Raw genomic sequence first — 12,480 nt, 5'->3', positions numbered from 1 at the left:
CAATTCATTGATTTTCGGCAGCTTGATCACAAAGAAGGAAAAACCACGCTTTTTCCTTCTTTGTTAGCCCTTTAGCCTACCCTTTCTACTTTTCCGACCAGCAGAATGTAAGAGCACGCACCCAGCAGAGCCACTATGGAGATGTAGACCAGCGCCGGGGCAAAACCGTAACCCTGCGCGAGATAACCCACCACCAGCGGTACGGTGATACCGCCCAGGCCGCCAACAAAGTTAAACACGCCGCCGGTCAGGCCAATCAGGCGCATCGGGGCCAGGGAAGAAACCAGCGACCAGGTGATAGACGCGAAGCCGTTGCCGAAAAAGGCGATCGCCATCAGCGTCATGATCCAGACCGGGTCGTCGGTATAGTTCGCACCCATGATGCAGGTGGAGATAAGCAGCCCGCAGATAATTGGCGTTTTACGCGCAATCCCCAGCGAATAGCCTTTGCGCACAAGCCGGTCGGCAACCCAGCCCGACAGCAGCACGCCGAAGAAGGCGGCGAGGAACGGCACGGTGGTCATAAAGCCCGCTTTCAGCGCGGTAATACCCTTCTCCTGAGTCAGATAGTTCGGGAACCAGGTCAGAAAGAACCAGAGCGTGGAAGTCACCGCGAACTGTCCCAGATAGACGCCAATCAGCTTACGGTGGAACACCAGTTTCCAGTCGGCGGCGGTCATCGGCACGCGGGATTTTTTTTCCGACGGCGCATCGCCATCCACCAGGCCACCGCCTTCGCGGATGTACTCCAGCTCAGCCTGGTTAATGCCCTTACTGGCGCGCGGCGCCTGGTAAACCTTGATCCAGATAAATGACCAGATGATGCCGATGCCGCCGGTGATGATAAACACCCAGTGCCAGCTCAGCATCTCCTGGATCCAGATAAGCAGCGGGGTAAGGAACGCCAGCCCCACAAACTGGCCGGAGGTATAAAAGCCCACGGCAGAAGCCCGCTCGCGCTCCGGGAACCAGCTGGTCACCATGCGGTTGTTGGTCGGGAACGCCGGGGCTTCGAAGATGCCGGTGATGGCGCGCAGGCCAATCAGCGACATCAGCCCGGTCGCAAAGCCCTGGAAGAGGGTCGCCACGGACCAGCCAAAAATCGCAATAAAATAGGTCATCCGCGATCCGACCCGGTCAAGGAACCAGCCGCCCGGGATCTGGCACAGCGTATACAGCCAGGCAAAGGCCGAGAAGATATAGCCCATCTCGGTTTTAGAAATACCAAACTCTTCCTGAATATGGGCGGACGCCACGGCCAGATTGGCGCGGTCAACATAGCAAATCACCACCGTGATAAAGATCATGACGAGCGTTAAATAGCGGCGGCGCGTAGGTTTTGCAGCAGTTACAGAAATATCCATAACATCTGACTCCTGATTTTTGGCATGGCGATACCTGTCACCATGCCCTGTTTATTACAGAGGGTGTTTTATCTTTACTATTTTTATAAAAGCTTAAGGGTGAATAATTACCACTCGGCGACGGCACCGTCAGGATAACGCCATAACGGATTGCGCCAGTCGGTGACATTTTTACTGCGGGCAATAACCTGCTCTTCGTCTATTTCCACGCCGAGGCCAGGCTTCATTAACGGCATAAAGTGGCCGCCGTCCATCTGGAAATCCTCTTTGTTTTTCACAAAGTCGAGCAGCTCCGCGCCCTTGTTATAGTGAATGCCCATGCTTTGCTCCTGGAATACGGCGTTGCGGGAGACAAAATCAATGTGCAGGCAGGCGGCCAGCGCGATGGGGCCAAGCGGGCAGTGTGGCGCAAGCGCAACGTCGTAAGCCTCTGCCATACCGGCAATTTTGTAGCACTCGGTTATGCCGCCCGCGTGGGACAGATCGGGCTGCAGAATTGCCAGGCCGCCCGCTTCCAGCACGCGTTTAAACTCAAAGCGCGAGAACATACGCTCACCGGCAGCAATGGGGATATGGGTCTGCGCTGCCAGGCGCGGATAATACTCAGCCTGTTCCGCCAGCACCGGCTCTTCAATAAACAGCGGGCGATATTGCTCAAGCTCTTTGATCAGCACCTTCGCCATCGGCGCGCTGACGCGGCCGTGGAAATCCAGACCAAATTCAATTTCGTTGCCGAAAGCCTCGCGAATTTGCGCGACGGTATTAACCGCGGCATCAACATGACGGGAGTTTTCAATGATACCCATTTCTTCGCAGCCGTTTAATTTAAAGGTATCAAAACCTATTTTGCGCAGGGAAGTAATGCCATTTATTACTTCCGCAGGGCGATCGCCGCCGACCCAGCTGTAGGCTTTTATTTTATCGCGAACCAGGCCGCCCATTAATTGCCAGACCGGCGCGTTTAATACTTTGCCTTTTATATCCCACAGCGCCTGGTCAATACCGGCAATGGCGCTCATTAGTATCGGGCCGCCGCGATAAAATCCGCCGCGGTACATCACCTGCCATAAATCATTAATGCGCGCCGGATCCTGGCCAATTAATAATTCGCCCAGTTCGTGCACCGCCGCTTCGACGCTTTTTGCACGCCCTTCTATCACCGGTTCGCCCCAGCCGACCACGCCTTCATCGGTTTCTATTTTCAGGAACATCCAGCGCGGGGGTAAACGGTAAGTCGTGAGTCTGGTAATTTTCATGATTGCACTGCCTCTTGATACGCTTTAACAAATGCTTTTGCTTTTTCGATGGTGCGTGCGACGGGCTGCCCAGCACGGTAAAGATCGCTGCCCAGCCCAGCCCCTGCGCAGCCCGCCTTCAGCCACTGGCCGAGATTTTCTGGCGTCACGCCGCCTACTGCAAAGACGGGCACGTCCGCAGGCAGCACCGCTTTCAGCGCTTTGATGTAGTCCGGGCCAAAAGAGGAAGAGGGGAAGATTTTCAGCGCCTGAGCGCCCGCGTCCAGCGCGGTAAATGCTTCTGATGCCGTCGCACAGCCCGCGCAGACGGTCATCCCGCTCGCTACGGCCCGGCGAATCACTTCGGGCTGGGTGTTAGGCGTCACCACCAGCTTCCCACCCATGGATGCCAGCTCATCGACCTGTTCAGGTTTAAGCACCGTTCCGGCACCGATCAGCGCCTGCTGACCAAAAGCCTCGACCATCGCCGGGATGCTTTTTTGCCATTCCGGTGAGTTAAGCGGGATCTCAATTGCGTCAAACCCCGCGTCCAGTAAGGCCGCAACGTGGGCGTATGCTTCGTCCGGGGTGATGCCGCGCAAAATCGCGATCAGCGGAAGGTTAGTTTGCCACTGCATTTGCAATACTCCTTATTCCTGCCTGGAATGCCTCGTCGCCGTCCAGAACCGAAGCCTGGAAGCCCAGCAGCGCAAGCGCGCTAACGTAGCGCTGGCTCAGGGACGGGTTAGCCACGAGGGTGACGGGATGCTGCTGGCTCAGCGCGTAATGGCGGGTCATCGCCGCCGCTTCGTTGCCAATAAGCAGCCCGGAAAGAAACTCGCTCACCTCTTCGCGCGGTAAATTACCCAGCACGTGGGCGGCGCGGACTTCAAACAGGCGAGGGAGTAAATCGCGGTCGTTTACGCCCCGCTCCAGCCCGGCCCTGAAGGCGCCGAGGCTTGCCTGTTGCTCCGGCAGGCCAGCGCCGACCAGAGAGTGATTCAGCAGGAGATAGTGCAGCTCGCCGGTCATCACGGTGCGGAAGTCCTGCACCGTGCGTTCATCGGCCTGCACCCATTTGCAGTGGGTTCCCGGCATGACGTAAAGCGGGGACTGGCTGAGGGTTCTGGCCCCCAGCAGCTGGGTCTCTTCGCCGCGCATGACGTTGCGGTTGTCTTCACGCTGCACGCTCATGCCGGGGATAATCCAGACGTTGTCCAGCACCGGAATAAGCTGCTGGCTGAGGTCAGAAAACTGCGCCGGGCAGGGAAGATAAGGGGCTGTTTTCCAGCCCGCATTGCTGCCAACCATGCCCGCCATCAGCACCGGCGTTTTGTCTTCACGCCAGCCGTGGGTTACTTCCTCGAACACCGCCTGTGGGGATTTGCCGTTCAGCCGGGTGATCCCGGCCGCGGTTTGCCGACTGTCAACGCAGGCACCGTCCTGATAGTACCAGGCGCGCAGGTTGGTCGAACCCCAGTCAATAGCGATGTAGCGAGATGTCATGTGATGTCCTTTAGTCGTTGGGTGGAGCTGGCGATCATGGTCATCGCCGCCTGCTCCGCAGCCTGGCTGTCCTGATGGCGTATCGCATCAAACAGCGCTTTGTGTTCCGCCAGCGTTTTCGGCATGTTGGCCTCATCGCCCATCCAGGTGCGCTCAAAGACGGCACGCTGCAGTGAGCTGATAGCAATGCTGAGCTGCTGTAAAACCGGGTTGTGCACCGATTCCAGCACCGCTTCGTGATAGCGGATATCCGCCTCGTTAAAGGCATCGCGATCCTGGTTGTGGGCCACCATGTCGTTAAGCGCGGCTTCGATTCTTGCCAGGTCGTTCGAGGTAGCCCGTTCCGCCGCCCAGCGGGCGATAGCTGGTTCCACAAGGTTACGCACCTCGCTCATCGCGCCGATCAGCCTTGGGTCATAGTCGTTTTCCAGCACCCACTGCAGCACTTCGGTATCCAGGTAGTTCCACTGATTGCGTGGCAGTACAAACGCCCCGCGATAACGCTTCATCTCCACCAGCCGCTTCGCCATCAGCGAGCGGTACACTTCACGAATAATGTTGCGCGAGGTTTCAAACTCTTCACACAGCTCCGCTTCTGCTGGTAACGCTGCACCCGGCGTGTATTTGCCGCCAACGATCTGTTTGCCCAGCGTCACGATAATGCGGTCGGTCTTGGTCATGGCTAATCCTGTTAATCAAAGTGGAAACAGCCACTACTTTACCGTGAGTGCTGAAAAACAGCGCTATTTTGAAGTACAACCTTGAAGCACTCTGCGTTTGCCGTGGACACAATGTAGTACAAACAATATATGTTGTACTACAATTTAGATCACATAATAGACAATCAGTTAAGCTTACAGACAAAAAAACCCCAGCATGTTGCCGGGGCTTTCAGAGAGGGGGATACTATTAGTTCAGCACAAACTTCTCAATCGCGTAGGCAACACCGTCTTCCAGGTTGGATTTAGTCACGAAGTTGCTGACTTCTTTGACCTTATCGATGGCGTTTTCCATCGCCACACCCATGCCCGCGTATTCAAGCATCGCAATGTCGTTTTCCTGATCGCCCAGCGTCATGACTTCTTCGCGCTTGATACCCAGCGACTCCGCCAGCGCCTTCACGCCGGTGCCTTTGTTTACGCGTTTATCGAGAATTTCCAGGAAGTAAGGGGCACTTTTCAGCAGCGTATAGCGCTCTTTGACCTCGTCCGGGATTTTTGCAATCGCTTTGTCCAGAACGACCGGATCGTCAATCATCATCACCTTCAGGAACTCGCCGTTTTTCGCCATATTTTCCGCTTCGCAGAACACCAGCGGGATATTGGCGATGAAGGATTCATGCACCGTGTAGTAGCTGATATCGCGGTTGGCGGTGTAGAGCGTATGGCGATCCAATGCGTGGAAGTGCGAACCCACCTCGCGGGAGACCTGCTCCAGGTAGCGATAGTCATCGTAGTTCAGCGCGGTTTGCGCCACGGTACTGCCGTCGTTCGCCTTCTGGACCAGCGCACCGTTATAGGTGATGCAGTAGTCGTTTGGCTGATCCATATGCAGCTCACGCAGGTAGTTCTCAACGCCCGCATAAGGACGACCGGTGCAGAGCACAACGTTTACGCCGCGTTCGCGGGCTTTGGCAATGGCATCTTTTACTGCCGGGGAGATGGTGTGATCAGGCAACAGCAGCGTGCCGTCCATATCAATCGCGATCAGTTTTATTGGCATGGTCTTTCCTGAGGTAAGGAGTTTATTTCATGCTAACGCGATTCGGCACACAAAAATAGAGCTACATTTCGCGCAGATTGGGCCCCTTTTTCCATAAAAAACGCCACCCGCAGGTGGCGTTGTCGGTTAGCTGAAGAACTTATCTCTGAGCAGGTGGAAACCCTTGGTGAGAAGGTCTTCATCGTCATGCTTGACCTCGCCGCCGGGCGAAAGCGCATCAACGATTTTCGGGAACTGCTCGGAAAGCAGCTGCGACGCGCTTGTCACGTCAATTCCCAGTTTTTCAGCCAGTCCGCTGATAGCGGGCGTACCCAGCACCTCCTGAACCTGCTCCGGGCTGACGCTCTGGTTGTGCGCGCCGCTCAGCCACGAGCTGACGACCTCGCCAAAGCCTTTTTGCCGGAACTGCTCCAGTATCGCCTGAATCCCACCCTGCTGATTTATCCACTCGAGGACGACTTTAAATTTTCCTGCTTCGCCGCCCCCCATCATGCCGGTAACCTGATCGAACAGACCCATGATTGTGTCCTCTTACGATTACGACGTTTGCTTTAAAAGTGTACGTTACGGGGGGAATTTAGCGCGAAAATTTGGGGATAAAACGAAGAATTGCCGGTGGGCAGGCGCCCACCGGCAGAGTACCGCTTAGATATCGATGTTCGCCGCTTTCAGGGCGTTTTCTTCGATGAACGCACGACGTGGTTCAACCGCATCACCCATCAGGGTGGTGAACAGCTGATCCGCAGCAATCGCGTCTTTTACGGTCACGCGCAGCATGCGGCGGCTTTCTGGATCCATGGTGGTTTCCCACAGCTGGTCCGGATTCATTTCGCCCAGCCCTTTGTAGCGCTGAATAGACAGGCCACGACGGGACTCTTTCACCAGCCACTCCAGCGCCTGTTCGAAGCTGGCAATCGGCTGACGACGTTCGCCACGTTCGATGAACGCGTCTTCTTCAATCAGACCACGCAGCTTCTCGCCCAGCGCGCACAGACGACGGTATTCACCGCCGACCACAAATTCGTGCTCCAGCGGGTAGTCGGTGTCAACGCCGTGGGTACGAACGCGAATAACCGGTTCGAAAATGCTCAGCTCGCGGTTTTCACGCACAATCGCATTCCAGGTGCTGCCGTGCTGCTCTTTTTCATTCAGCGTTTCCACCAGCACATTGACCCAGTCGACCACTTTGTCTTCGTCAGACAGGTCGGCTTCGGCAAGCGTCGGGTGATAAACCAGATTGTTCAGCAGATTGCGCGGATAGCGGCGCTCCATGCGGCCAATCATTTTCTGGGTGGCGTTGAACTCAGAAACCAGTTTTTCAAGCACTTCGCCTGAAATAGCCGGTGCGCTGGCGTTGGTATGCAGCGTTGCGCCGTCCAGAGCGATGGAGATCTGGTACTGGTCCATCGCCTCATCATCTTTGATGTACTGCTCCTGCTTGCCTTTCTTCACTTTGTAAAGCGGCGGCTGGGCGATATACACGTGGCCACGCTCAACAATTTCAGGCATCTGACGGTAGAAGAAGGTCAGCAGCAGGGTACGGATGTGTGAACCATCGACGTCCGCATCCGTCATGATGATGATGCTGTGGTAGCGCAGCTTGTCCGGGTTGTATTCGTCACGGCCAATGCCGCAGCCCAGCGCGGTAATCAGCGTTGCTACTTCCTGAGAAGCCAGCATTTTGTCGAAGCGCGCCTTCTCAACGTTGAGGATTTTACCCTTCAGCGGCAGGATCGCCTGATTCTTACGGTTACGCCCCTGTTTTGCAGAGCCGCCCGCCGAGTCCCCTTCCACCAGGTACAGTTCGGAGTGGGCCGGGTCGCGTTCCTGACAGTCTGCCAGCTTACCCGGCAGGCCTGCCAGATCCAGCGCGCCTTTGCGGCGGGTCATCTCACGTGCGCGACGAGCTGCTTCACGGGCGCGAGCCGCATCGATAATTTTGCCGACGACGATTTTCGCGTCCGACGGGTTTTCCAACAGGTATTCAGCCAGCAGTTCGTTCATCTGCTGCTCAACCGCGGATTTCACCTCTGAAGAAACCAGTTTGTCTTTGGTCTGCGAGGAGAATTTAGGATCCGGCACTTTTACAGAAACGACGGCAATCAGGCCTTCACGGGCATCGTCGCCGGTGGCGCTGACCTTCGCTTTCTTGCTGTAGCCTTCTTTATCCATGTACGCGTTCAGGGTACGCGTCATCGCCGCGCGGAAACCTGCAAGGTGGGTACCACCGTCGCGCTGCGGGATGTTGTTGGTGAAGCAGTAGATATTTTCCTGGAAACCGTCGTTCCACTGCAGCGCTACTTCCACGCCGATGCCGTCTTTTTCAGTGCTGAAATAGAATACGGTCGGATGAATGGGCGTTTTGTTCTTGTTGAGGTACTCAACGAAAGCGCGGATACCCCCTTCGTAATGGAAGTGGTCCTCACGGCCATCGCGTTTGTCGATCAGGCGGATAGACACGCCGGAGTTGAGGAACGACAGCTCGCGCAGGCGCTTGGCCAGGATATCGTATTCAAACTCAATGACATTGGTGAAGGTTTCGTGGCTCGGCCAGAAGCGCACCTGAGTACCGGTTACGTCTGTGTCGCCGGTAACGGCCAATGGTGCCTGAGGCACGCCGTGCACATAGGTTTGCTGATGCGTTTTGCCTTCGCGGCGAATCAACAGTTCCAGCTTCTGGGATAGGGCGTTTACAACCGATACGCCCACACCGTGCAAACCACCGGAGACTTTATAGGAGTTGTCATCGAATTTACCACCTGCGTGCAGGACGGTCATGATAACTTCCGCTGCGGACACGCCTTCTTCCGGGTGAATACCCGTTGGAATGCCACGGCCATCATCCGTTACGGAGACGGAGTTATCGGCGTGGATGGTGACAACAATGTCTTTACAGTGACCGGCGAGTGCTTCGTCGATTGCGTTATCCACGACCTCAAATACCATGTGGTGCAGACCGGTGCCGTCATCCGTATCGCCGATATACATGCCCGGGCGTTTACGTACCGCATCCAGCCCCTTAAGGACTTTGATACTGGAGGAGTCATAAGAATTCGACATCAACGTTTCTCGCTCAATTATTCTTGGGTTAATCCGCTATTTTACCCTGATCCACGGCGAACATCTTTGAATTTTTGTCCGTCATATCCATCACGTGTTCTGCGCTTATCGCGCTGACAAAAACCTGTGATTCCGTTGCCTTTAACCGGCTGGCTAATAGACCACGACGTGCATCATCTAGTTCAGAGGCAAAATCATCAATCAGATACAGGCATCGTTGCCCGTTCTGTCGGGTGAGAAACTCACCCTGCGCCAGTCTCAGGGCGCACATCAGTAGCTTAAGCTGACCGCGAGACAGGGTGTCCTCGACGGGCGCGCCATCGGCGCGAATTCGGAAATCAGCTTTGTGAGGGCCATGAGCGGTATAGGTCAGCTGGCGGTCGCGTTCGAAACTGCGTTCCAGTACCTCACCGTAATCACTCTCTTTTTCCCAGCCCCGCTGGAAGGAGAAGCTCAGTGAAAACTCCGGCAAAAATTGCGCGCAGGTGTCTGCCATATCTTCCGCAATGGCGGCGCTGTATTCGGCGCGCCAGCGGCTGATTTGCTCGGCCAGCGGGATAAGTTCCATGTCCCACGGGCGCAGCTGCGCATAGCGTGTCACCTGGCGAAGCGCTGCGTTGCGCTGCTTGAGCAGGCGTTTAAGGTTGCTCCAGGCGACAAAAAAACCGGGTTCGTTATGGAAACATCCCCAGTCGAGGAAGGCTCTACGGTATTTGGGGCCGCCGTTGAGTAAAGTAAACCCTTCGGGGGTGATGAGTTGCATAGGCATTAATAGCGCCAGCTCCGCCACTTTGTGACCGTCGCTGCCGTCAATGCGTACTTTACTGTCGCCCGTCCGGTCCTTCGTCAGGCCGACGGAGGTTTCCCTTTCGCCGTCCTGCAACCTTCCGTGTAATACAAATGCATCCTGTTCGTGGCGAATCACTCGCCCGGTTTGCAGACTGCGAAATGCGCGGCCGTGCCCAAGGGTATAAATCGCCTCAAGCACACTGGTTTTACCGCTGCCGTTGGCGCCAACCAGAAAGTTGAAGCCGGGGCCTAAAGCCAGATCCGCGTTTTCTATGTTGCGAAAATCTTTAATTAACAGCCTGGTGAGGGACATCTACAGTCTCATCGGCATCACAACATAGGCTGCCGCTTGTGAAGCAGCATCTTCAATCTGCACGCTGGAAACAGAGTCCGTCAGCAGGATGCGCACGTTCTCGCACTTCAGCGCGTTGAGCACATCCAGCACGTAGCTGACGTTAAAGCCAATTTCCAGATCGGTACCGTCGTAGGAGACATCCAGAATTTCTTCTGCTTCTTCCTGCTCCGGGTTGTTGGCGGTGATTTTGATCTGGTTCTGGCTGACATACAGGCGCACGCCGCGGAATTTCTCGTTAGAGAGAATGGCCGCACGGGCAAAGGCCTGCTTCAGCAGGTCGCAACCTGCGTCCAGATGTTTATCCGGGTTCTTCGGCAATACGCGGCGGTAATCCGGGAAACGGCCATCAACCAGCTTCGAAGTGAAGATAAAATCGCCGACGTGCGCGCGGATGTTATTGCTGCCAATCTGTACGCGAAGCGGCGTGTCACCACCGTCGAGCATACGCATCAGCTCAATCACGCCTTTACGAGGCACGATCACCGAATGATTAGGCAAAGACTGGCCAACCGGCATGGAGCACACCGCCAGACGGTGTCCGTCCGTGGCAACCGTACGCAGCTCTTCCCCTTCGGTTTCAAACAGCATGCCGTTGAGGTAGTAGCGAACGTCCTGATGGGCCATAGAGAACTGCGTGGCTTCAATCAGGCGCTTCATGGTCGCCTGCGGCAGCGTGAATTCGACTTCGCTTTGCCAGTCGTCCAGGTTCGGGAAATCTGCCGCCGGCAGGGTGGACAGCGAGAAGCGGCTGCGCCCGGAGCGAACCAGCATGCGGTCCCCCTCGAGCTGTACGGCTATCTCTGCGCCTTCCGGCAGGCCGCGGCAAATATCAAAGAATTTGCGGGCAGGGACGGTGGTTGCTCCCGGCTCATGTGGCTGCACCAGCGCCACGCGCGCGACCATCTCCATTTCCAGATCGGTTCCGGTTAAGGAGAGCGCACCTTCCGCAACTTGCAACAGCAGGTTGCCGAGAATCGGTAACGTAGGACGGCCACCAAGCGGGCCACTCACCTGTTGCAGCGGTTTTAATAAAGTTTCACGTTCAACGGTAAATTTCATAGCGTCACGAAGATAATGTTCTGATTAGGTTAGAGAAATCTTCTTTGATGTCGTGGCTTTCTTCACGCAGCTGCTCAATCTTACGGCAGGCGTGCAGCACGGTAGTATGGTCGCGACCGCCAAAAGCATCGCCGATTTCCGGCAGGCTGTGGTTCGTCAGCTCTTTCGCCAGCGCCATCGCCATCTGACGTGGGCGGGCAACGGAGCGGGAACGACGTTTCGACAACAGGTCAGCAATTTTAATCTTATAGTACTCGGCCACCGTTTTCTGGATATTGTCGATGGTGACGAGTTTTTCCTGCAGCGCCAGCAGATCGCGTAGGGCTTCACGCACAAAGTCGATGGTAATCGCCCGGCCGGTAAAGTTGGCGTTGGCAATGACGCGGTTCAGCGCCCCTTCCAGCTCACGTACGTTAGAGCGCAGACGCTTGGCAATAAAGAAGGCCACTTCACCCGGCAGGCGAATGTCGTTCTCGTCCGCCTTTTTCATCAGGATCGCCACGCGAGTTTCTAATTCCGGCGGTTCGATCGCAACGGTCAGGCCCCAGCCGAAGCGGGATTTCAGACGATCCTCAACACCGTTGATCTCTTTTGGGTAACGATCCGACGTCAGGATGATCTGCTGGTTGCCTTCGAGCAGCGCGTTGAACGTATGGAAGAACTCTTCCTGCGAGCGCTCTTTATTGGCAAAGAACTGAATGTCATCGATAAGCAGCGCGTCAACGGAGCGGTAGTAGCGTTTAAACTCTTCAATCGCATTGTTTTGCAGGGCTTTTACCATGTCCTGAACAAAGCGCTCGGAGTGCATATACACTACTTTGGCGTTTGGCTTACGGGCAATGATGCCGTTACCCACCGCGTGCAGCAGGTGCGTTTTACCTAAACCCGTCCCGCCATAGAGGAAGAGAGGGTTATAGGCGCCGCCTGGGTTATCCGCCACCTGTCGTGCCGCAGCACGGGCCAGCTGGTTCGATTTACCTTCCACGAAGTTATCGAAGGTGTGCTTAACGTTGACGTTCGAGCGGTAGGACTGTTCGGCGGGCGCCGGGAGGTTGTCCCAGCTTGGGCGCATAGGCGCTGCCACGCGAGCGGTCTGAGCCGGGGCGGCCGTCGCCACAGCCTGCTGATTCAGGGTCTGACTGACGGGTTTGCTGCCCACTTCAAAGCGCAGCAGTGGCGCGTCGTTGCCGCAGAAATCATTTAACAGTCCATTGATATTATTGAGGTATTTATCCCTTACCCAATCAAGCACGAAACGGTTTGGCGCATAAAGGGCCAGCGTGTTATCGCTCAGTTCCGCCTGTAGGGGGCGTATCCACATACTGAATTCTGTGGCTGGTAACTCATCCTGCAATCGGGCAAGACACTGCTGCCAAAGCGAAAGTGACAC

General features: G+C 55.8%; 10 protein-coding genes and 1 pseudogene. All 11 read right to left on the bottom strand.

Going from position 1 to position 12,480, the window contains the following annotated elements:
- Nucleotides 1–71: 71 nt before the first annotated feature.
- The 11 genes and pseudogenes from ACA108_00055 to dnaA all read right to left on the bottom strand — a co-directional run bounded on the left by ACA108_00055 (nt 72) and on the right by dnaA (nt 12,480).
- Nucleotides 72–1,408 (bottom strand): annotated as a pseudogene (locus ACA108_00055) (MFS transporter).
- A gap of 63 nt (nt 1,409–1,471) precedes the next feature.
- Nucleotides 1,472–2,620 carry a galactonate dehydratase gene (gene dgoD, locus ACA108_00050; GenBank protein XEX95983.1) on the bottom strand — a complete coding sequence of 383 codons (1,149 nt, stop codon included), beginning with the start codon at nt 2,618–2,620 and terminating at the stop codon, nt 1,472–1,474.
- The gene (locus tag ACA108_00045; protein XEX95982.1) at nt 2,617–3,237 is read right to left on the bottom strand and encodes a 2-dehydro-3-deoxy-6-phosphogalactonate aldolase; all 621 of its coding nucleotides are present in this window, start codon (nt 3,235–3,237) and stop codon (nt 2,617–2,619) included. Before ACA108_00045 ends, dgoD begins: the two co-directional genes overlap by 4 nt.
- The gene (locus ACA108_00040) at nt 3,221–4,105 is read right to left on the bottom strand and encodes a 2-dehydro-3-deoxygalactonokinase (protein ID XEX95981.1); all 885 of its coding nucleotides are present in this window, start codon (nt 4,103–4,105) and stop codon (nt 3,221–3,223) included. The genes ACA108_00045 and ACA108_00040 overlap by 17 nt, the downstream gene beginning before the upstream one ends.
- Complete coding sequence (gene dgoR / locus ACA108_00035) at nt 4,102–4,785, bottom strand: D-galactonate utilization transcriptional regulator DgoR (GenBank protein ID XEX95980.1); 684 nt, start codon at nt 4,783–4,785, stop codon at nt 4,102–4,104. The genes ACA108_00040 and dgoR overlap by 4 nt, the downstream gene beginning before the upstream one ends.
- A gap of 229 nt (nt 4,786–5,014) precedes the next feature.
- Nucleotides 5,015–5,827 carry a sugar-phosphatase gene (yidA, locus tag ACA108_00030; protein ID XEX95979.1) on the bottom strand — a complete coding sequence of 271 codons (813 nt, stop codon included), beginning with the start codon at nt 5,825–5,827 and terminating at the stop codon, nt 5,015–5,017.
- Nucleotides 5,828–5,953: 126 nt separating this feature from the next.
- Nucleotides 5,954–6,346: a YidB family protein gene (locus ACA108_00025; protein ID XEX95978.1), complete on the bottom strand. Its 393-nt coding sequence runs from the start codon at nt 6,344–6,346 to the stop codon at nt 5,954–5,956.
- Nucleotides 6,347–6,472: 126 nt separating this feature from the next.
- Nucleotides 6,473–8,887, bottom strand: a complete 2,415-nt coding sequence (gene gyrB / locus ACA108_00020; protein ID XEX95977.1) for a DNA topoisomerase (ATP-hydrolyzing) subunit B — start codon at nt 8,885–8,887, stop codon at nt 6,473–6,475.
- A 28-nt stretch (nt 8,888–8,915) separates the two neighbouring features.
- Nucleotides 8,916–9,989: a DNA replication/repair protein RecF gene (recF, locus tag ACA108_00015; protein ID XEX95976.1), complete on the bottom strand. Its 1,074-nt coding sequence runs from the start codon at nt 9,987–9,989 to the stop codon at nt 8,916–8,918.
- Nucleotides 9,990–11,090 (bottom strand): DNA polymerase III subunit beta, encoded by a 1,101-nt coding sequence (gene dnaN, locus ACA108_00010; GenBank protein ID XEX95975.1) that lies wholly within the window; start codon nt 11,088–11,090, stop codon nt 9,990–9,992.
- Nucleotides 11,091–11,094: 4 nt separating this feature from the next.
- Complete coding sequence (gene dnaA, locus ACA108_00005) at nt 11,095–12,480, bottom strand: chromosomal replication initiator protein DnaA (GenBank protein XEX95974.1); 1,386 nt, start codon at nt 12,478–12,480, stop codon at nt 11,095–11,097.

Source organism: Dryocola sp. LX212 (assembly GCA_041504365.1).
Classification (GTDB): domain Bacteria; phylum Pseudomonadota; class Gammaproteobacteria; order Enterobacterales; family Enterobacteriaceae; genus Dryocola.
The sequence above is the reverse complement of the archived record's forward strand: the minus strand, read 5'-3'. Positions and strand labels throughout refer to the sequence as shown.

Bases quoted from the DNA above. Each gene is read 5' to 3' on its own strand.
- dgoD (XEX95983.1), bottom strand. From the start codon at position 2,620: ATGAAAATTACCAGACTCACGACTTACCGTTTACCCCCGCGCTGGATG.
- ACA108_00045 (XEX95982.1), bottom strand. From the start codon at position 3,237: ATGCAGTGGCAAACTAACCTTCCGCTGATCGCGATTTTGCGCGGCATC.
- ACA108_00040 (XEX95981.1), bottom strand. From the start codon at position 4,105: ATGACATCTCGCTACATCGCTATTGACTGGGGTTCGACCAACCTGCGC.
- dgoR (XEX95980.1), bottom strand. From the start codon at position 4,785: ATGACCAAGACCGACCGCATTATCGTGACGCTGGGCAAACAGATCGTT.
- yidA (XEX95979.1), bottom strand. From the start codon at position 5,827: ATGCCAATAAAACTGATCGCGATTGATATGGACGGCACGCTGCTGTTG.
- ACA108_00025 (XEX95978.1), bottom strand. From the start codon at position 6,346: ATGGGTCTGTTCGATCAGGTTACCGGCATGATGGGGGGCGGCGAAGCA.
- gyrB (XEX95977.1), bottom strand. From the start codon at position 8,887: ATGTCGAATTCTTATGACTCCTCCAGTATCAAAGTCCTTAAGGGGCTG.
- recF (XEX95976.1), bottom strand. From the start codon at position 9,989: ATGTCCCTCACCAGGCTGTTAATTAAAGATTTTCGCAACATAGAAAAC.
- dnaN (XEX95975.1), bottom strand. From the start codon at position 11,090: ATGAAATTTACCGTTGAACGTGAAACTTTATTAAAACCGCTGCAACAG.